General features: G+C 66.4%; 16 protein-coding genes and 1 pseudogene. 9 read left to right on the top strand and 8 right to left on the bottom strand.

What is annotated here, in order from left to right; translation table 11 throughout:
* Positions 1–96: 96 nt before the first annotated feature.
* Together dnaN and dnaA are read right to left on the bottom strand one after the other, a co-directional pair.
* Entirely contained in the window at positions 97–1,266 is a 1,170-nt protein-coding gene (dnaN, locus tag ON37_RS26375; protein ID WP_040723081.1) for a DNA polymerase III subunit beta, read from the bottom strand.
* An 864-nt stretch (positions 1,267–2,130) separates the two neighbouring features.
* Positions 2,131–3,696 (bottom strand): chromosomal replication initiator protein DnaA, encoded by a 1,566-nt coding sequence (gene dnaA, locus ON37_RS26370; RefSeq protein ID WP_505786789.1) that lies wholly within the window; start codon positions 3,694–3,696, stop codon positions 2,131–2,133.
* Positions 3,697–4,717: 1,021 nt separating this feature from the next.
* Between dnaA and rpmH the strand changes: the two genes are divergently transcribed.
* The 9 genes and pseudogenes from rpmH to ON37_RS26330 all read left to right on the top strand — a co-directional run bounded on the left by rpmH (position 4,718) and on the right by ON37_RS26330 (position 11,857).
* Positions 4,718–4,861, top strand: coding sequence for a 50S ribosomal protein L34 (gene rpmH / locus ON37_RS32030; RefSeq protein WP_006550910.1), 144 nt, complete (start codon positions 4,718–4,720; stop codon positions 4,859–4,861).
* 85 nt (positions 4,862–4,946) lie between these two features.
* The gene (gene rnpA, locus ON37_RS32025; RefSeq protein WP_083893307.1) at positions 4,947–5,369 is read left to right on the top strand and encodes a ribonuclease P protein component; all 423 of its coding nucleotides are present in this window, start codon (positions 4,947–4,949) and stop codon (positions 5,367–5,369) included.
* A pseudogene (gene yidD / locus ON37_RS34775) lies at positions 5,366–5,602 on the top strand (membrane protein insertion efficiency factor YidD); the annotation flags it as partial. The gene rnpA and the pseudogene yidD, both read left to right, overlap by 4 nt.
* Before the next feature lie 223 nt (positions 5,603–5,825).
* Positions 5,826–6,971, top strand: a complete 1,146-nt coding sequence (gene yidC / locus ON37_RS26355; RefSeq protein ID WP_040723077.1) for a membrane protein insertase YidC — start codon at positions 5,826–5,828, stop codon at positions 6,969–6,971.
* A 73-nt stretch (positions 6,972–7,044) separates the two neighbouring features.
* Positions 7,045–7,614, top strand: a complete 570-nt coding sequence (locus ON37_RS26350) for a Jag family protein (protein ID WP_040723076.1) — start codon at positions 7,045–7,047, stop codon at positions 7,612–7,614.
* Positions 7,615–7,749: 135 nt separating this feature from the next.
* Positions 7,750–8,496 carry a 16S rRNA (guanine(527)-N(7))-methyltransferase RsmG gene (rsmG, locus tag ON37_RS26345; protein WP_083893306.1) on the top strand — a complete coding sequence of 249 codons (747 nt, stop codon included), beginning with the start codon at positions 7,750–7,752 and terminating at the stop codon, positions 8,494–8,496.
* Between the two features lie 382 nt (positions 8,497–8,878).
* Positions 8,879–9,889 carry a ParA family protein gene (locus tag ON37_RS26340; protein WP_245553495.1) on the top strand — a complete coding sequence of 337 codons (1,011 nt, stop codon included), beginning with the start codon at positions 8,879–8,881 and terminating at the stop codon, positions 9,887–9,889.
* Between the two features lie 4 nt (positions 9,890–9,893).
* Positions 9,894–10,895 (top strand): ParB/RepB/Spo0J family partition protein, encoded by a 1,002-nt coding sequence (locus ON37_RS26335; protein ID WP_040723074.1) that lies wholly within the window; start codon positions 9,894–9,896, stop codon positions 10,893–10,895.
* 221 nt (positions 10,896–11,116) lie between these two features.
* A complete protein-coding gene (locus tag ON37_RS26330) occupies positions 11,117–11,857 on the top strand; it encodes a hypothetical protein (protein WP_040723073.1) in 741 nt (246 codons plus the stop codon).
* Between the two features lie 81 nt (positions 11,858–11,938).
* On the opposite strand, the gene ON37_RS26325 is transcribed toward ON37_RS26330, so the two are convergent.
* The 6 genes from ON37_RS26325 to murJ all read right to left on the bottom strand — a co-directional run bounded on the left by ON37_RS26325 (position 11,939) and on the right by murJ (position 20,452).
* A complete protein-coding gene (locus tag ON37_RS26325; RefSeq protein WP_040723070.1) occupies positions 11,939–13,135 on the bottom strand; it encodes an N-acetylmuramoyl-L-alanine amidase in 1,197 nt (398 codons plus the stop codon).
* A 234-nt stretch (positions 13,136–13,369) separates the two neighbouring features.
* The gene (gene trxA, locus ON37_RS26320) at positions 13,370–13,699 is read right to left on the bottom strand and encodes a thioredoxin (RefSeq protein WP_040723069.1); all 330 of its coding nucleotides are present in this window, start codon (positions 13,697–13,699) and stop codon (positions 13,370–13,372) included.
* Positions 13,700–13,751: 52 nt separating this feature from the next.
* Positions 13,752–14,738 carry a thioredoxin-disulfide reductase gene (gene trxB / locus ON37_RS26315; protein WP_040723067.1) on the bottom strand — a complete coding sequence of 329 codons (987 nt, stop codon included), beginning with the start codon at positions 14,736–14,738 and terminating at the stop codon, positions 13,752–13,754.
* Positions 14,739–14,835: 97 nt separating this feature from the next.
* Complete coding sequence (locus ON37_RS31215; protein ID WP_157171595.1) at positions 14,836–15,675, bottom strand: RsmA family anti-sigma factor; 840 nt, start codon at positions 15,673–15,675, stop codon at positions 14,836–14,838.
* A 183-nt stretch (positions 15,676–15,858) separates the two neighbouring features.
* Entirely contained in the window at positions 15,859–16,491 is a 633-nt protein-coding gene (sigM, locus tag ON37_RS26305) for an RNA polymerase sigma factor SigM (RefSeq protein ID WP_245553490.1), read from the bottom strand.
* A gap of 205 nt (positions 16,492–16,696) precedes the next feature.
* Complete coding sequence (gene murJ, locus ON37_RS26300; protein WP_245553493.1) at positions 16,697–20,452, bottom strand: murein biosynthesis integral membrane protein MurJ; 3,756 nt, start codon at positions 20,450–20,452, stop codon at positions 16,697–16,699.
* Positions 20,453–20,662 lie beyond the last annotated feature (210 nt).

Raw genomic sequence — 20,662 nt, 5'->3', positions numbered from 1 at the left:
AGGTTTATCAACATCTCCACAGGTCGGGGTGAACGAGTGCCGCCTCGTCGGCCGATGCAGCGGCCGGCGAGGCGGACAGGACCGAAACCGAGACGATCAGCCGGGCAGACGAACCGGCATCAACAGGTAGATGTAGTTGCTCGACAACGCGGCGAAGGTTCCCGACTCCGAAACCTCCGGCTCGTCGTCGGTGGTCGGGCACATCACCGCCGGACGGCTGGGTGTGGTGAATCCGAAGGTCACCCGGTCGGAGTGCAGTGCCGACAGGCCGTCGTTCAGGTAGCTCGGGTTGAAGGCGATGGTGAGCGGCTCACCACGGAACTCGGCCTCCAGCCACTCCTCGGCCCGGCCGGCGTCGTCGCCGCCCGCCGACAGGAGCAGCCCCTGATCGGAGAATTCGAGCCGCACCTGCGCCCCGCGCTCGGCGACCAGGGCGACGCGCTTGATCGCCTCGATCAGCGCGCTGACCTGCAGCGTGGCGATCGAGGTGTGCTCCTTGGGGAGCAATTGGCGGAACTTGGGGAACTCGGCGTCGAGCAGCCGCGTGGTGGTACGACGCCCGCCGTTGACGATGCCCAGCAGACCGTCCGTACCGGTACCGAAGGCGAGCTGCACCGGCGCATCCGACGGGCCGAGCGTCTTCGCCGATTCCGAGAGTGTGCGCGCCGGGACGAGCACCGCCGTCTCCACATCCGGGCGGCCGGGCTGCCACTCCAGGTGCCGGACGGCCAACCGGAAGCGGTCCGTGGCGGCCAGAACGACCTGGGAGCCCTCGATCTCCACCCGGATACCGGTCAGCATCGGCAGCGTGTCGTCACGCCCGGCGGCGACCGCCACCTGGCCGACCGCCTCGGAGAACAGATCCACACCCAACTCGCCGGTCTGCGGCGGAAGTTCGGGCAGCTGGGGATAGTCCTCGACGGGCATCGTGGGCAACGAGAACTTCGCACTGCCGCACGCGATCAGCACCCGGGTGCCGTCGACGGAGACGTCCACCGGCTTGTTCGACAGCGCCTTGGTGATGTCGGCCAGCAGGCGGCCGGAGACAAGCACCTGTCCGGGGCCGGCGACTTCGGCGGCGACCCGCATCTGCGCGGAGACCTCGTAGTCGAAACCGGAAACCGTCAGACCGTCCTCGTCGGCTACCAGCAGGACACCGCCGAGCACGGGCACCGGCGGGCGAGACGGCAGGCTACGGGCCACCCAAGCGACGGATTCCGCGAAATCCTCGCGAGCGACCCGAAACTTCATACTTGCAAGCTCCATCGCCCGGTATGTCCTCTCCCAGTCTCGATCTGTCGTGATCTGTTCGGCGCAGGTGACCTGCTCGGCTCGTCAGCGTGGTGCATACAGCGATGTTGGTCGAAACGCTCGCCCGTCCGCACCGCAGTGTGGCACAGACGACCGACATCAAACCGTACCCGCGTGGACGGCCGATGACTACGCCACCCCCTCGTCCGGTGCGTCGTTCGCGCGGCGTGCCCGTGGCCTCGTGGCGAGCTCCGGCGAACCAGGACGACCGGATCGCTCTTCTCGTTGCTCGTTTCGGATGTGGAGTGCGGCCGAACGATCCGTGCGGTCCCGAGCCGAGTTTCCACACACCCTGTTTTCAAGAAGAAATCTAAAGAAGAAGAACTGAAGTAGTAGTAGGCGCTGTGGATTCTGTGGACTCGAGCCGTCCGCGCAGCTCATGAGGCGTGGCGGCGTGGGGATGTCCGGCGGGTGACTCGAGGATGAACAGGGACCCGCTGTGGAGGCCGCGAAACTGTTCAACTCTCATCCTCGAGCCATCCTCGAGTTCTTCCATGACTGGCGACCTGTTGTACACACGTGTGTGCCGATCGGTGCACTACCGGGGGATTCCTCGAGGACCTGACAGGGAGTCCTCGAGGAATCCACATGCCGATTTCGCTGTCTTCCCAGCTCCGGCCCCGTGGACGAATCGGGCTGTGGGAACTGTGTATCGACGGTTGTGAGCGGATGTGTGCACACCCTGCCCGCGCGACTGTGCGCAACCTCGAGGACAAACCGGGGATTCCTCGAGGACTCCACAAGGACTCCTCGAGGAATCCACAACACGAAAAAGCCGATCCACCCAGGTCAACGGGGTGGATCGGCTTGTGTAGGGAATCAGCGCGAGCGCTGTTTGATTCGAGCTGTGAGTTCTTGAACCTGGTCGTAGACGCGGCGGCGCTCGGTCATCTCCTTGCGCACCTTCTTCTCCGCGTACATCACGGTCGTGTGGTCCCGACCGAAGGCCTGGCCGATCTTCGGCAGCGAGAGATCGGTCAGCTCCCGGCACAGATACATCGCGATCTGCCGGGCCTGCGCCAGCGGACGAGCCTTACCGGGGCCCGTCAGCTCCTCCAGCGTGGTGTTGAAGTACTCCGCGGTCACGGCCATGATCGTCGAGGCCGTGATCTCGATCGTGGTGGTATCGGGCATCAGATCGCGCAGCACCACTTCGGCCAGCGACAGATCCAGCGGCTGGCCGTTCAACGAGGCGAAGGCCGTCACCCGGATCAGCGCGCCCTCGAGCTCGCGGATGTTTCGTTCGACCCGGCTCGCGATCAGCTCCAGCACATCGTGCGGAACGTCGAGACGATCCATTCGCGCCTTCTTGCGCAGGATCGCGATTCGCGTCTCCAGCTCCGGCGGCTGAACATCGGTGATCAGACCCCATTCGAACCGGGTGCGCAGCCGCTCCTCCAGGGTGGCCAGCTGCTTGGGCGGCCGGTCGGAGGAGACCACGATCTGCTTGTTCGCGTTGTGCAGCGTGTTGAAGGTGTGGAAGAACTCCTCCTGGATACCTTCCTTACCCTCGATGAACTGGATGTCGTCGACCAGCAGGATGTCGGTTTCCCGGTAGCGGCGCTTGAACGCCACCTTGCGGTCGTCCCGGAGGCTGTTGATGAAGTCGTTGGTGAATTCCTCGGTCGAGACGTATTTGACCCGCATCCCGGGAAACAGGCGCTGCGCGTAGTGCCCGGCCGCGTGCAGGAGATGGGTCTTGCCCAATCCCGAAGCGCCCCAGACGAACAGCGGGTTGTACGCGCGGGCCGGTGCCTCCGCGATCGCCACGGCGGCGGCGTGCGCGAAGCGGTTCGAGGCGCCGATGACGAAGGTCTCGAAGGTGTACTTCGCGTTCAGGCTGGCCGAAGACGAAGCCGGGGCCGGCGGGGGCGGCTCCGGCGACTTGGTGAAATACGTAGGCCAGGAATTGCGCGCGTTGACCACCGGTTCGTCGGATTCCTCGCCGGGTACCGGGCGCGGTACCGGTGCGACCTCCGCATCCGGTGTGAACAGCGATTCCTGCCCCGGATGTCCGCCCGGCCGAGGCAGCTCCTGATCATGCCGCAGCGGTTCGGCCTCACGTCGCAGCGATTCCTGAGGGTGCAGCATCTCGTGATCGCGACGCAGTACTTCCTGATCTCGCCGCAACGTCTCGGGGCCGGGTAGGGATTCGGGGCTGTGCAGCGGTTCCGGGCTGTGGAAGGACTCGGGAGCGCGCAGGGAATCGGGACCGCGCAGGGAATCGGGCTCGCGTCGAAGGGCGTCGGCCTCCCGGCGCAGACCTTCGGGATCGTGGCGCAGGGCGTCGGCGTCATGGCGCACCACGTCGTCGCGCAGGTGCGGTTCCGGCTCGCGCCGCAGCGGTGAGGACGGTCCGAGGCTGTCCGGCAATTCCCCCGCCATCGGCGCCGTCGGGTACTCACCCTGGGGATAGGGGTTACGGGCTTGGTAATCGGCTGGGGAAAGGTAGCGGGGGGTGGGGAATTCCCCAGGCTCGGGATACTGCGGCGGAGCCGGGAAGCCGACGGGTTCCCGGGGCTTGTCGCGCATCCGTTCCGGCCGGGAGGTGAGCCGCGCGTGCCGCGGTGTGGTGCCGGGACGGTCGGGCGGCGGACTGGTCGGCGCCGCGATCCGGACGCCGAGACCCTCCACCTGGGGCCCCAGCCGGCGGGCCAGCGAACGCAGGATCGGTTCCCGAAGATCGCGCTCGATCGCCTCCTGAGCGAGGGAAGAAGGTACCGAGAGCAGGGCAAAGCCTTGTGCGACCGTCAGCGGCTTCACCAGTCCCAACCACGCCTTCTGTGCGTTGGTCACCGGCGGAATAGCGCCGTCGGTGGAGCCGGCGGTAAGCTCGGCGACCACTTCGGGCCAGACCGCGGTCAACACGTTCTGCTCGTCGTCCACGTATATATCCTCCCCGGAGCATGTCGATAGGGGCACCAGCGGTTGGCGACCACCGACAAGCCTGGCCGTCAGCCATACGAATATGCCACTCCAGGGGTCTTTCCACACAATTATCCACAGATGTGGAGAACGGTGGTGATACGTGGCTTGCTGCGATAACCCCCCGGTCAGCGCCTGGACCTGCGCTTCTGCAGCAATCTTCTAGCTATGAATCGTAGTGGGTCGGCGACGGCTGTGACAAGGGTGGTTCACGCACCGCCGTTCGCACCGGCGAGTCGTCCGAGTGGCGGGCGTCTCATGGGGTACCCCGAGTTTGACCCTGTCCTGGCTGATCAGTACCCTCGTACAGTCACCCGTTGACGCGGTGTTGGCTGCCTGCTGCCCGGTCGAATCTCGATCCAGCGGGACCACCACGCAATGGGCGTTGTGCCGATGAAGACCAGTTTTCATCGCGTCCACATCGTTTCACCGAACAGCTTCGGGCGCCACCTGGTGCCCACCAACTCGAGGAGTGTTGACCGTGGCCAAGGGCAAGCGGACGTTCCAGCCGAACAACCGTCGTCGTGCGCGGGTCCACGGCTTCCGTCTCCGGATGCGCACCCGTGCCGGGCGCGCGATCGTGTCGGCGCGCCGTCGCAAGGGCCGCGCTTCTCTGACGGCCTGATCGCTCGGCATCGGCATCGCCGCCATGCCTCGCTCGCCGTTCGTCCCGCTCCTTCCGTTCACCCGTTACGTGCTCGGACACTCGGGTGTTGCCTGAGCCGTACCGGCTGCATCATCGTGCCGACTTCTCCCGGACGGTGCGGCGGGGCCGACGAATCGGGAGACGGGACATCGTCGTGCATGTGGTGTTGCCGACGCCGTCGGACGACCCGGCATTACCCGATGCCGAGACCGGACCGCTGGTGCGGTTCGGGGGTCCTCGCTTCGGTTTGATTGTCAGCAAGGCGGTGGGCACCGCGGTGGTTCGACACCGTGTGGCTCGCCGCCTGCGTCATATCTGCGCCGGGCTGATGGCCGATCTTCCCGCCGACGCCGATGTCGTGATCCGTGCGCTCCCCGGTGCGGCCACAGCGACGTCGGCGGATCTCGACCGGCAGCTGCGGTCGGCATTTCGAAAGCTGGCATTCGACATCGGTCCCACCCGGCTCGATCAGAGTGGTGCGTCATGAACCGTCTGCGGGTCGTGACGCGTCTGCCGGCGAATGCGCTGATCTTTGTGATCGAGCTGTACCGGACCTACGTCTCCCCCACCCGCATGCCGGTATGCCGCTTCACCCCCACCTGTAGCGAGTACGCGGTGACCGCCCTGCGTACCCGCGGGCTGGTCGTCGGACTCGGATTGACGGTCGTGCGTCTGGCCAAATGCGCACCCTGGCACCCTGGTGGGTGGGACCCCGTTCCGGAATCGAAACGGGCCGCCGCCGAAACCGCTCCGCCACGTCTTGCTCATGAGCCGGCAACCCATGAGCCGAACGCGGACGAGTCGAGCGCCGACGAGTCGAATGCTCGGGAGTCCGACTCCCATCGGAGCAGCCGACCCCACGACGAGGCGGCTGAACACAAGTCTTGTAAAGGGTCGCCGCGCGCGGTGACCGGCGACACGACCGACGGGAGTACATAGAGCCGTGCTCGACTTCATCTATTACCCGGTGTCCTGGATCCTCTGGTTCTGGCACCGAATCTTCGGGTTCATATTCGGACTCGGAGACTTCGACCGGGGGGCCAGCAATGGCTTCGCCTGGGCGCTGGCCGTGGTCTTCCTGGTGTTCACGCTGCGGCTTGTGCTGTACAAGCCGTTCGTCAAACAGGTGCGTACCACGCGGCAGATGCAGGAGTTGCAGCCCCAGATCAAGGAACTGCAGCGCAAGTACAAGAACGACCGCCAGAAGATGGCCGTCGAAATGCAGAAGCTGCAGAAGGAACACGGCTTCAACCCGCTGATGGGCTGTCTGCCGGTGCTGGCCCAGGTGCCGGTGTTCATCGGTCTGTACCACGTGCTGCGCTCGTTCAACCGGACCGGTAGCGGCATCGGTCAGCTGAATATGACCCCCGAGCAGAACGCCATGACGCCGAACTACGTGTTCAGCGCGCACGATGTGCAGTCGTTCCTGAGCGCCCGAATCCTGGGCGCGCCGATCTCCGCGGCGATCACCTCCCCCAAGGCGACGTTGGACGCATATGCCGATTACGGCGGCATTCCGCACGTCTGGAATATGGTCGCGGTGGCTGTGCCGCTCATGATCATCGCGGGACTCGCTACGCACTTCAACGCCCGTGCCTCGGTGGCTCGGCAGAGCGCGGAGGCGGCGGCGAATCCGCAAGCCGCGCTGATGAACAAGCTCGCGCTGTGGGTCTTCCCGCTCGGCGTCGTCGTCGGTGGCCCGTTCCTGCCGATCGCCATCCTGCTCTACTGGGTGGCCAACAACATCTGGACCTACGGGCAGCAGCATCTGGTCTTCGGCCGGATCGACAAGGAAGAGCAGAAGAAGAAAGAGGAGGCCATCGAGCGGAAGGCGCAGAATGCGCCCAAGCCCGGTGCCAAGCCGAGCAAGAAGAAGTCCGGTTCGGCCGAGACCGCCTCGCCCGGGAGCGCCGACAAGTCCGCGGACGTCGAGACGAACGGCGCTACCCCGGCCGCCGCGAATTCGGGTACCTCGGCGAAATCCGGTTCTACGGCGAAGTCCGGTTCCTCCGCCGGCAAGGGGCCCGGTTCGGGTAATCGCAAGCGGCCCGGCAACAGGGGTCGCGCGAATCAGAAGCGACGTCGCTAGGCGCAAGGTCACGGCTTCCCGGCGCGGTGCGCGCGCCGGATACGACGGATGATCAGATTGAAGGAAACGACATATGACTGTTGAGACCGATGGAGGGGACGCCACTGTGGCCCTCGGTGTGCAGGATGATGCGGCGGTGAACGATCACGACGAGGCGACCGAGCCGGACCCGACCGATGCCGAGGAGGCGTTGATCGAAGAGGGCGAGATCGCGGGCGACTACTTGGAACAGCTGCTGGATGTCCTCGATTTCGACGGCGATATTGATCTGGATGTCGAAGGCGACCGCGCGGTTGTGAGTATCGATGGCGGCCGGGATCTGTCGAAACTGGTCGGCCGGCGCGGTGAGGTGCTCGACGCGCTGCAGGAGCTGACCCGGCTTGCGGTACAGCAGGCGACCGGCGTGCGCAGCCGGCTCATGCTCGATGTGGCCGGCTGGCGGGCCAAGCGACGTGAGGAGTTGAGCGCACTCGGCACGGACGCCGCACGGCGGGTTGCCGAAACGGGTAAGCCCGAATCGCTGGCCGCCATGACGCCCTTCGAGCGCAAGATCGTCCACGATGCGGTCGCGGCCGTCGAGGGTGCCGCGAGCGAGAGCGAGGGCGTCGAACCCAACCGGCATGTGGTGGTCATCCCCGCCTGACAATTTCATACGACTGAGGTAGGGCCCCCGGTTCATCGAACCGGGGGCCCTACGCTTTGGATGAGTTTCCGCAATGGTTGATTCGGCCGGGCGACGGTCGCCCGGATACCGTGAGTTTCCCATCGGCCCGGAAGGATGTTTCACGTGGAACGAGGCGCGGGTGCCACACCCCACTCCCCCGACGACGGCGCTCCCACCGACCTGACGCCACCCGGAGTGGCGCACGAGGTATTCGGCGATCGCCTCCCGTTGGCCGAGCAGTACTGCGCCGCGTTGGCCACCGCGGGCGTGGAACGGGGTCTCATCGGGCCGCGTGAGGTACCGCGCCTCTGGGACCGTCACATCCTGAACTGCGCGGCGCTGGGCGAGCTGATTCCGATCGGTGCCTCCGTGGTCGATATCGGCAGTGGCGCCGGGCTTCCCGGAATCCCGCTCGGGATCGCGCGACCGGACCTCCGCATCACGCTCGTCGAACCACTGCTGCGCCGAACCAAATTCCTGGCCGAGTTCATCGAGTCGGCCGGTTTGGCGATCACCGTCGTCCGCGGCCGCGCCGAGCAACCGGATGTGCGGAAGGAGGCCGGCGGCGCCGACTACGTCACCTCGCGGGCCGTCGCTCCCCTGGGGAAGTTGGCCAAGTGGTCCCTGCCGCTCGTGCGCGAGCACGGCCATATGTTGGCACTCAAGGGTTCCAGCGTCGCCGAAGAGTTGGAGCGAGACCGGATGGAACTCGCTCGCGCCGGCGCCGGCCATGCGCGCATTCTCGAATGCGGAATCGGCATCGTGTCACCGCCCACGGTCGTATTGAGCGTCGAACGCGTCCCACGCGCCGAGAAGCGCGCCAACAAGCAGGCAACGCGGCGGGCCGAGCGCGGTCGGTAGGAGTCGATGTTTCACATGAAACATCGGTCCCGGCGGGCGTATTCGGTGGCCGGAACGAGTCATTCCGAGCGTGTCGCAGAGTGATTGCCGCGGTTCAACTTCCGTATTGTGGCCCGTGCTGGCAAGCTAGTTGTCGTCGAGCGTGAGCGCGGATTCGCGGTTCCCGGCGGCTCGTCGGTTAGGGCAAGTTTGTCGGTCAGGGCCTGATCTCGGAGCGGGCAAGGTCTCGAAGGTGGCCTGTGAACCCGACCGCGTTCAGCTTGTTCGAGCCATGCGGCGCCGGTGCTGCCTGGGCACGTGTCTGAAGTTCTCGGGGTTAGGAGCCTGTATGTCGAACCGTCCGGCGAATGTTTCACGGGAAACAACGTCCCGGGTGCCCGGAATGCTGGACAGCGGCGGCCTCGAGGGAGATGAGTTCGCGAAGACCGCATTCGGGAACATCTCCGCCGCCGAGACGCCGATCGCGGCCGAGGCGCACCGCGCCAGCCAGGTCCTACACCCCGGCTCGCTCAGCATTCCGAAACCGCGCGAACAACGCATCATCACCATCGCCAACCAGAAGGGTGGCGTGGGCAAGACCACCACTGCGGTGAATCTCGCTGCCGCCCTTGCTCTGCAGGGGATGACGGTCCTCGTCATCGACCTCGATCCGCAGGGCAATGCCAGCACCGCTCTCGGCGTCGATCATCACTCCGGGGTGCCGTCGAGTTATGAACTGCTGATCGGTGAGATTTCGGTGCAGGAGGCGATTCAGCGCAGCCCGCACAATGAACGGCTGCTGTGCATTCCGGCCACCATCGATCTCGCCGGCGCCGAAATCGAACTGGTCTCGATGGTCGCTCGCGAGGGGCGATTGAAGGCCGCGATTCAGGAAGCGAATCTCGCCGGCTACGACATCGACTACGTGATGATCGACTGCCCGCCCTCCCTCGGTCTGTTGACCGTCAACGCGCTCGTCGCCGCGAAGGAAGTGATGATCCCGATCCAGTGCGAGTACTACGCGCTGGAGGGTGTCGGGCAGTTGTTGCGCAATATCAGTCTGGTGCAGTCGCATCTGAACCCGGAGCTGCATGTATCGACCGTCGTTCTCACGATGTACGACGGTCGCACCAAACTCGCCGACCAAGTGGCCGAAGAGGTGCGTGGCCACTTCGGCGATGCCGTGCTGAAGTCCGTGATTCCACGCAGTGTCAAGGTTTCGGAGGCGCCGGGCTACGGGATGACCGTCCTCGATTACGATCCTGGTTCCCGCGGTGCGATGAGCTATCTGGATGCGGGGCGGGAGATCGCTGCCCGTTCGGGAGTGGCGCGCGCGGCGGCGCCGACCACGACGCAAGGCCAGGACGGCGCCGCGGTCGGTACGGGTGGTGCAGCAGAGGAAAGGGGTCGGTAAGCCGATGAGTCAGGCGAAGAAAGGTGGATTGGGGCGCGGGCTGGCCGCGTTGATCCCGACCGGTCCCGCCGATGTGCAGGGTTTGGGTAGCGCGGCCGCGAATGCGGTGATCGGCCTCGATCCGATCGGGCCGCATCCGGCGTCGGCCTATCTGCACCGGGTTCCCGACGCGGCGGAGGAATCCGGCGCGGGCGCGGTTTATCGTGAGATCCCGCCGGACCAGATCGAGCGCAATCCCAAGCAGCCGCGACAAGTCTTCGAAGAGGAGGCACTCGCCGAGCTCGTCCACTCGGTGCGCGAATTCGGCTTGATGCAGCCGATCGTGGTCCGGTTGCTCGAGTCCTCCCCCACCCCGCGCTATCAGCTGGTGATGGGTGAGCGGCGCTGGCGAGCCTGTCAGGAAGCCGGGCTGGAAACCATTCCGGCGATCGTGCGGGAGACCACCGACGACGCCATGCTGCGCGATGCGCTGTTGGAGAATATCCATCGCGTGCAGCTCAACCCGCTCGAAGAGGCCGCGGCTTATCAACAGCTGCTGGAGGAATTCGGCGTCACCCATGAGGAATTGGCGAATCGTATCGGCCGGTCCCGACCGGTCGTGACGAATATGATCCGTCTGCTGAAGCTGCCGATCCCGGTGCAGCGCCGGGTGGCCGCCGGTGTGTTGTCGGCCGGGCATGCACGCGCCCTGCTCGGACTGGAGGCCGGCGCCGAGGCACAGGAACGGTTGGCGGAACGAATTGTCGCCGAGGGTTTGTCGGTACGCGCGACCGAGGAGGCCGTCACTCTCGCCAACCGCTACCCCGAGGACGAGCCGAAGCCGGCGCCGAAGCGGAAGCAGATTTATGCGCCGGGACTCGACAAGGTCGCCGAGCGGTTGGCCAACTCGTTCGACACCCGGGTAACGGTGAGTATGGGCAAGAAGAAGGGAAAGATCGTCGTCGAGTTCGGTTCGGTCGACGATCTGGAACGCATCGTCGGGCTGATGGAACAACAGCAGCTCTGACGACCATCACGGGCCGAAATTCATCGTGATCGGGTAGAACCCCGGGCCTCGGCGAGAAACGTCACTGTGACGCCACTGTTTTTCGAACCGAACCGGCTCTGCCGCGATCGATAAGGGATGGGAAATGAGGCGTTCGCTTTGATCGCATATTCTTGCTGGCGAGAAGATGTTGATGCGGCGTGAGCATAGATGAATCGGAAAGCTGGAGGCTGAGTAGAGCGGTGTCGACCAGCGTGACCGCACTAACCCTCGGCGGACTGGACAAACTCCCCGCGCATGCGCGTCGATGCGTGTTCTGGGAGATCGACCCGGCCGTGGCGGCAGACTCCCGTGAATTCAGCGATCCCGTCTTCGAGAAGGAGGCGTGGCTGTCCACGGTGATGCTCGAATGGGGTTCGTGCGGACAGATCGCGCTCGTCGACGGTCAATCGGCCGGCTGCGCACTCTATTCGCCACCGAGCGCCGTGCCACGAGCCACGCTGTTCCCCACCTCCCCGGTCAGCCCGGATGCGGTCCTGCTGACCACGCTGCGGGCCGAACCTCCGCACAACGATGGCGATATTGCCCACCGATTGATCCAGGCCGTCGTGGGCGATCTGATGCGCCGTGGCGTTCGCGCGATCGAAGCCTTCGGAATCCGCACGGAACCCGCTGCCACCGCTCTCCCGGCGGGCGGGGTGCGCTCGATGTTCTTCATGGAACGGATCGATACGCCTGGGCAGGGGGTCGCGTCGGCGCCGCGCCGGCGAGCCAACAGCGAATGCTCACCGGAAAGCTGCATGATCGACGCCGAATTCCTGGAGAACGTCGGATTCACCGTGGTCGCACCACATCATCGTTTCCCGCGGTTGCGGCTCGAGCTGGACAGCGATCACCTGTGGAAGGAAGACGTCGAACGGGCGTTGGATCAGCTGTTGGCGGCCGCCGCCGCGCAGGCACAGCCCGGAGTGCCCTGTCACTGAACCGAGAAAAGGCGCCCCGGTGCGAAATTCCGGGGCGCCTTTCGGGTGTTCGAAAGAGCCTGGATAGAGCCGACGATCTGCCTACATGCGGTCGGCCGCGGCCAATTCCTCTGCCAGCAGCTCCGCGAATGTGTATGTACCCGTGGGCTGATCATCCTGACCGAGCAGATACAACCGCTTCACCGAAATCAGGATCGCCTCGGCGATGACATCGCGCATCCGCGGATTCGTCAGCACGGACGCGTCGTATTCGTTTGTCAGGTAACCGATATCGACCTGTACTGTCGGCATCTTGGTCAAACGCAGCAGATCCCAGGTGCGGGCGTGCGTGCGGCAGTCCTGCAGTGAGGTGCGCGCGACGATCTCACGCTGGATGAATCCGGCCAGAACCTGGCCGATCATCGACACCGATCCGTGGGAATTGCCGAAGTGGAAGCTCGCGACTCCCCCGGCGGACGAGCTCAGATTCGCCGCACAGCGCAGCGAGATCATCAGATCCGCATCGAAGGTGTTGGAGGTTTCCGCACGTTCGGCATCGGTCGGATTGGCGCCCCACGGCCGGGACAGGAACGTTTCCATGCCGGTGGCCGCCATCCGGCCCTCCAGCCGGCTCGCGAGGTCCCACAGAATCTCCGACTCGTACACATCGCCGAACTCGGTGGGGACCGCCAGACCCTTGTCCTCACCGCCCATTCCCGGATCGATGACGATGCGCTTGCCGGTCAGCTGCGGGCCTGCCCGGTGCACCACCTCTTCTTCCGCGATGCGGTGTGGGTTGCCACCGGTCACCCGGGCCCCCAGCAGTTCCAGTGAGCGGAGGGTGTCCGGACCGCAGATACCGTCCGCGGACAGCCCGATCTCACGCTGGAACGCGGTCAGCGCCTCGTGCGTGTGTGGACCGAAGTAGCCGTCGATGCGGTGCACGTAGAAGCCCAAATCCTGCAGGCGGCGTTGCAGAGTGGCCACATCGTCGCCGTAGAGGGGCGCCGACAGCTGATAGATGAGGGTACGAGCGCCCAGCCGGTAGGAGGCCTCCTTGAGGGCGCGATAGGTGGCGGGTCCGACGACGCCGTCGACCAGCAGACCACGCTGCTGCTGGAAAGCGCGTACGGCCGAATCGAGTTCACGATCGAAGATCGCGTCGGAGTCCTTCCAGTACTCCCCGTGCCCGCCGGACCGGTCGGTTCCGTTCGGATGCGGATGGAATCCGAGACTTGCCAGGGTGCTCCGGACCTCAGCGACGGCTGGACCAGTATCGCCGTGACGAAGTCGGTGCATGCGTGAGAGCCCTTTCCTTCCGCCAACCCGGGTACCCACTTATGCGACGGCACACACCCTCGCACGACCGGAGCGTCGGTCGATTGTCTCAGACCCGAGCCGAATTTCGGCAATTCTCCGGGTGCCGAAATAGTACACAGCTATCGGATCCGGAGTGCCCGCTGGTGAACCGCAACGGGCCCCGACCGGACGACGCTCGCGACGTGTCGCAGCCGGGGCCTCGATGAGGACGACTCAGATGATGCCTTCGAGCTCGCGCAACAGCGCGGCCTTACCCTTGGCGCCCACGATGCGCTTGGCCTCCTTACCACCGGAGAACAGGATCATCGTCGGCAGCGCCATCACACCGTAGTCGCGGGAGCTGGTCGGGTTGGCGTCCGCATCGACCTTCGCGACGGTGAGCTTGTCGGCGTGGGCGGCGGCGATCTCCTCCAGTACCGGGGCGACCATTTTGCACGGACCGCACCAGGAGGCCCAGAAATCGACGAGCACCGGCTTGTCACTGCCCAGCACATCCTGCTCGAAGGTGGCGTCGGTGACGGTCTTGGTGGCTGTTTCGGACATGGTGGAACTCCTAGCGGTGTGCGGTGACGCGATATTCGAGGGGTCTCGGGGATCAGCCGGCGGTTACTTCGACCGGATTGCCGGCGTTGTCGAGGGTGTTGCTGGTGATATCGCCCTTCTCGGCGAGCCAGCGCTCGGCATCGATCGCCGAACGGCAGCCGGTGCCCGCCGCGGTGATCGCCTGCCGATAGGTGTGATCGACCAGATCGCCCGCGGCGAAGACGCCCTCGACGGAGGTGGCGGTGCCGGGCTCGCGGACCTTCACATAGCCCTCGGCGTCGAGATCGACCTGGCCGCGGACCAATTCGCTGCGCGGGTCGTGACCGATCGCCACGAACAGGCCGGTGGCGGCGAGTTCGGAGGTCTCGCCCGTCACGGTGTCGCGCAGGGTGAGGCCGGTCACAGAGTTCTCGCCGTGCACCTCGACCACCTCGGCGTTCAGGCGGAAGCGAATCTTCTCGTTGGCCTTCGCACGCTCGAGCATGATGCGTGACGCACGGAACTCCTCGCGGCGGTGCACGATGGTGACGCTGGAGGCGAACTTGGTGAGGAACGTCGCCTCTTCCATGGCCGAGTCGCCGCCGCCGACCACGACGATGTCCTGTCCCTTGAAGAAGAATCCGTCACAGGTCGCGCAGGCGCTCACCCCGCGGCCGAGGAGCTTCTGCTCCCCCGGCACGCCGAGGTACCGGGCGGCCGAGCCCATGGCCAGAATGATCGCGTAGGACCGGTAGACCTCACCGCCCACGGTGACCGACTTGATCGGGCCGGTGAGATCGATGGCCTCGACATCCTCGGTGCGGATATCGGCGCCGAAGCGTTTGGCCTGCTCACGCATCTCTTCCATGAGGTCCGGGCCCATGATGCCGTCCCGGAAACCGGGGAAGTTCTCGACCTCGGTCGTCGTCATCAGCGCGCCGCCGAACTGGGTGCCCTCGAACAGCAGCGGTTCGAGTTCGGCCCGGGCTGCGTAGACCGCGGCGGTGTAGCCGGCGGGGCCGGAGCCGACAATGATCAGATCGCGAACAGGCGTACTCATGGTGCCCTTCCGAGGAGTGTTGAACAGGCGTGTCGGTCAACAACAGGGTAAACGCAGTTGTTCCCGGACCGGTCGGCTGTGGCCTGCGGGTGTGACGTCAGCCGATATCGCGCACGTCGAGGATCTGCGGATCCGCTGCGCTGCAACCCGACCCGACCACCAGTGCCGTGATCTTCGGCGGCCGGGGACCGGTGAGCAGAATCAAAACGGCGGGGCCACCGTGATATGTGACATTCGTCGAACCGAGAACGGTGCGGTCCGGCACTGCCGCCTTCACGCAACTGGTCAGGGCGCCCGGTCCGGAGAGCGGGCCGGTGACATCGTTGCGTCCCATCGCACTCAGGACCGCTCCCGAGGACAGATCGTCGTCGAGTGCCACGGTGGTGGTTTGCTTGGCGGGCAACGCATTCGGGCTCACGGTGCGGTCGCGCACCGCGTCCAACGCGACCAGGCTTCCGGCGAGGACAGCCACGGCAGCGGCTGCCGCGGTGAGCCAGCGCAGTCGCTTCGCGCGGTAACCGTCCAACGCGACCGGCGCTTCCGGAGCATCCGGTTCCGCGGCGAGCGGCTCGTCCGCGGGCTCCGGTGCCACCGCCTCGAGGGCGGGCATCGGGCGGGTCGAGGGCTGCTCGGCGGCGAAGAGGCGATGAACCGTCGCCACCGGTTTCGGTTGCTCGCCGCGGGAGAGCTCGTCGAGCACCGCGTCGAGCCGCGCCGCCACCTGGGCCGGTATCGGGTGCATGATGCGGTCGTCCAAGGCCAGAGCGCGCAATTCGGCGGTGACGTCGTCGAGGGAATGCAGGAATCGGAGTGCTTCGGGGTCCTGGCGAACTCGGGGCCACAGCGCCTCGGCCTGTTCGGCGGGGACATTGTCGGCGTGAAGATCGGCGAGCAGATCGGTGGACAACGGAGGCTGCGACACCGAACGGGCTGCCATCACACCTCCTGTGTCCGCTTCGTCGCCCCACATCCCGGAACGGCGGCGCCGCGCGGCGAATTCGCCCTTGTCGTCCATCGCCTCTCCGGGTCCGGCCTCGTGACGTAGCGCCTGTCTCGCATCGCGGATGCGACGGCAAGCACGACGAGTTTCTGTTCGTCTCTTAGTAATGACGCTTCTCGGCTACGTCCGGTTCCCCGGATTCCGCAGGAATTCCAACTCCTGTTCCAGCCGTTTCCGGCCCCGGGCGCAGCGACTCTTGATCGTCCCCTCGGCGACGCCCAGCAACTGCGCCGCTTCCGCTACGGTATACCCTTCCATGTCGATCGCAACCAGCGCTGCGCGCTGATCGGGAGGCAGCGTGAACAGCGCGGCCGCGACCACCATCTTCACTTCGCGATGGGCGATGTCGTCGCGTTCGGCCGCCGGCTCGGCCACCGATTCGTCCGACAGTGAAGTACTCGGCCGAGACTTGTTGCGCCGCATACGATCCAGGCATGCGTTGACGACGATGCGGTGCAACCAGCTGCGCACCTCGGCATCGCCGCGGAAGCTTGCCGCGTTGCGATGGGCGGACAGCAGGGCATCCTGCAGGGAATCTGCCGCGTCCTCCGGGGTACGGCAGGTACGCAACGCCAACTGCCACAGCCGGTTGTAGTGGCGGCGGAAGAGGATGCCGAAGGCGTCGCGGTCGCCGGCTACGTGGGCGGACAGTAGTTCGAAATCGGTGCTCTCGTCCGGATCGAGGGAGCGATGGCGGACAGCAGACGGCTCGGTGGTCCCCCCACTGGATCGCTCGATCGCTTCAAACGACACACAAACCCCTTGGACAGCGCTCACGGCGGCCCACACGTCCAACACCCGGACGGGCCGCAAACTTCGCATCATCCAGGACCGAGACACCAGATCCCAGGAAGCTCCCCTGCTGAGAGCGCGCTGTGGATCATATCGTTTATTACGAATCGGTAGCAACCAGGACGAGGGCGCATCACGGGCGGGAAAACCGGCCCGGAGAGCCGGATCAGGGGGCTGCTTCGAAGCGAATGTCGCCGAGCGACGACTGGAATTGGCCCCCGTTGTTCGCCAGCTGGGTGATCCAGATCAGGACGTAGCGCGCGGGCTGGTCGGACTGAACCGGGATGGTGGTGGCGCCGTCGGCCAGGGTGGCCTGGCCGATCAGCTGAGTCTGATCCAGGGTGGGGACCGCGGTCGGCGAGGTTCGCACCTCGACCACGGTGCCCGGCGACGCGGAATCGATGACGACCTTGGTCAGCTTCGCGGTGCCGGGCAGGGTCGCCAGCACGCCGACCCCCTTCTTCAACGCCGGGAACTGCTGGAAGTACTGATCCGTATGCCAGGTCGTGGTCGGATTCCCGTCCAGCAGCGCCGACACGCTGCCGGGGCTGTCCGGGGTGCCTTCCGGCGAGTACACCGACACTCCCGACGCCGGCACCGGAGTTCCGGCGGCCGTGGTCGCCGCCGGCCCCGCGGCCGCCGACGCCGACGTGCTCGGCGCGACACTGGCCGTGGTCAAACCGAGTTTGCGCTGTTCGTTCAGCGGTTCGTCCGCGGAACCGGGCGCGAAGATGCTCAACAGCCACCAGATGATCACACCGACCACCAGGGCGGCCAGTACACCCAGCGCGACCAGGATCCACATCATCCGCTGTGACCGCTCCCGTTCCGCCGCGAGCAACTCCGGATCCGCGAGGGATTCGTCCGGATTCGCCACCGCGCGCTGGCCCAGCCGCAGCACCGGAATGAAGTCGGTCTTCTGGTCCACGACCGAGGCCTGCTCGAGGACGTGCTGAACGGTCGCCGCGGTGCGCACACCCTTGTCCGACTCCAGCGAGCGGACGGCTACGGCGGAGATCTCGAACGGCACCTCGGGACGAATCTGCCGCGGCTCGACGGGTGAACCGTCGCTGCCGAAATCGGCCAGTTTCAGCCCGCCGACGGTCGCCGCCGAACCGGTGACTCCACCCGTCCGAATCGGCCAGCGGGCGGTGATCAGCGCGTACAACATGGCGCCGAGGCCACGCACATCCGACTGGGCGTCCGAATCGGCCAGAGTGCCCGGGAAGGCGAGGACGGCGTCGCCGGACGCGCTGATGCGCACCCGGTCGGGGTGGTCGATCGACAGTGAACCGCCGCCGCGATGAGCCATTTCGGCCGCCGCGGCGAGCGCCCGGATGGCCCGCGCGGCGCCGATCGGGGACGGCTTGGTTTCGGCCATTTCGCGCAGCGAACGGCCGGGCGTCCATTCGGCCACCACGATGCCGCCCGAACTGCCACGGACCACGTCCAGTACGCGCGCGAGGCCCGGCGAATTGATCCGGCCCAGGCGCAGGGTCCGCGAGAGGATGGCCTGCGGTCCGTCGTGACCGGGGTTGTCACCGGCCTTCTGATCGGCATCGACGAAGGTGAGCGCGACCTCGCGGTCCAACTTCACGTCCAGGGCCTGCCAGAACCGCAGCCCGCGCGCCCCGCCGTGATCGGCGAGCAGGCGGTAGCGGCCACCGGCCACCGAGGCGCCCGGAATGAGTTTCGGGCCGCGCGGCAGTCGCCGGGCCGGTGGTTCCACCCGCATCGGCGGCATCTCCGGCGAACCCACCGGCAGCATCCCGGTGTCGTAGGCCGGGTCCCGCGGCGGGATCTGCGTGGCTGCCGCGCCGTCAGTCGGTGCCGCGCCCTGCGGCGCATCCTGCTCCGAGGCGCTGTCGACATCGGATCCGGTCGCCGGACCGGCCGGGTCCTCCGGACGGTCGGATGCGGAATCCTGCGCGCGTTCGGCCGGCGGGACCCTCCCGGGCGGGACGTCGTCGGTGCGCACTGCGCCTGCCGCGTCGGCAGCCTCGACGGAAGGCTTGCCCTCCGCCGCGTCGTCGCTCACCCTCGCTCCTCCTTCGCCCTGATATGTCGAAGTCCGTTGTGCCGATGCGGCACCGGCATTTGCGTTTCTCTGCCGAACAGGGTACGGGAACTCGCCCTGGCCGGTGCGGTCAACCGCACCAGGACGGATCACCGGCAACACCATGGTCTGGGCGTCGGTGTACGGGTCGTACCGGTAGTAGTACGGGGCCGCGAGGTCGGGGCGCGGCAGCACCATCGTGTCGTGCATATCGGCGGCGGTGTCGTCCAAACCGAGGTCCGGCGCCGGCGGAGTGAAGCCGAGGCGACGCGAGATGGCGACCGTGATCGCGACCATTTCCGGAATGCCGGCCAGGCGCATCAGACCGAAGGCCACGCCGAACATCACGATCGCGTCCAGACCCACCCGCACGATCGACGCGATACCGCCGTCCAGCCGGGACAGACCGAGGACCTGGTCCACGATCAGGGTGACGGCCGCGCCCGCGACCGAGGCCAGCACCACTCGGGTCACGGTCCGGCCGACATTGGCCATGCGCAGGTCGCCCAGGCTGCGGTGCAACAGCCAGCCACCGATCACCGCACCGGTCACGAAGCCCAGACCGTTCGCCACGCCGAGGGCGATGACGACGTGATCATCGGCGAAGAAGACGGGGGTGAGCAGCGACAGCACGATCTTGACGCCGGTGATGCCGAGGATGATCCAGGTCGGGGTCCAGGCCTGTTCGCGGGCGTAGAACACGCGCAGGTGGATCAGCACCAGGGCGTACGGGATCAGTGTGAAGGCCGACCAGGACACGGCCTCGCCCAAGCGGCCGGCGTCGGAACTGCCGAAGTTGCCGTAGCCGTACAGCGCCTGGCCGATCTGCGGTCCCGCGATGGTGAGGAAGGTGACCACCGGGACCAGCGAGATCATGGTCAGCCGGGTGGCGTCGCCCAGGTCGTCGACGACAGCCGGATTGTCGTCGGCGGCGGCATTGCGGCTCAGTCGCGGCATGATCGCGGTCAGCAGCGTCACGCCGAGCACGCCGTACGGCAGCTGCAACAGCAGCCAGGCGTTCTGATAGATCGTCGGACCGGCGACGTCGGCATGTGAGGAGACACGAGTCGCGATCGTCCAGCCGATCTGGCTGATCAGGACGTAGAGGATGATCGCCGCGCCCATTCCGGCGAACTGCTTGAGCCGCGCGTCCACTCCCCACAGCGGACGCAGGTCGATCCCGAGGCGGCGGATCGCCGGCAGCAGACTGATCATCTGCACGATCACACCGACGGTGACGCCGACCCCCAGCACCAGCAGTTTCGGATCGCCCATCCGCACCGGATCGAGACTGATCTCCCCCGGCGTGATCGCATAGAGAATGAGGACCGCGAGTACGACCAGGTTGTTCAGCACCGGTGCCCATGCCCCCGGTTTGAACACCTGGTGGGTGTTCAGGATCGCCATCAGCAGCGCCGACATGCCGTAGAACAGGATGGCCGGCAGCAGCAGGAATGCCAGCGCTGTCGTCAGCGCCGTATTCACCTTGCCGTCGTCGGACAGGAAGATGTGCGTGGTCATCACCGGTGCCGCGGCCACGGCAAGGACCGTGCCGACGGCCAGCACGGTGAACGCCGCGGTGACCAGGCGGCGGACGAACGCGGCGCCGCCGTCGGGGTCCTCCTTCTCGGCACGCACCAGCGTGGGCACCACGATGGCGGTGAGCACCGCGCCGAGCAGCAGTTCGGAGATCATGGTCGGGATCGTGCTGGCGACCGTGAACGCACTGGCGATCGCCGGACCGAGCACGGTGACCAGCAGCAACTGCTTACCGAAGCCGGTGATCCGGCTGACGAGGGTGGCGACCGCGATGGACCCGGAATCGCGAACCAGTCGCGAATTCGGGGTTTCCGGTTCCCGTTCCAGTACCGCCTGCTGGGCGGTCCGTGGGTTCGACTGCTGGGCGTCGGCGCGGGCCGGTCGACCGGAGCCACCCGGCGCGCTCTGCTTCGGCGCCGCGGACTGTTGGCCGGCCGGTCGGTGCCGGGACTCCGAGTCCGGCGGTGGGATGTGCCGCGGCACGGCCCGCTCGGGGCGGGGTGCGCGCGGGACCTGGTCGACCGGGCCGCTCGGGGG

The organism is Nocardia veterana NBRC 100344, from assembly GCF_000308855.1.
Lineage (GTDB): Bacteria > Actinomycetota > Actinomycetes > Mycobacteriales > Mycobacteriaceae > Nocardia > Nocardia veterana.
Note: the sequence above shows the minus strand (reverse complement) of the source record. Positions and strands in the feature narration are given on the sequence as shown.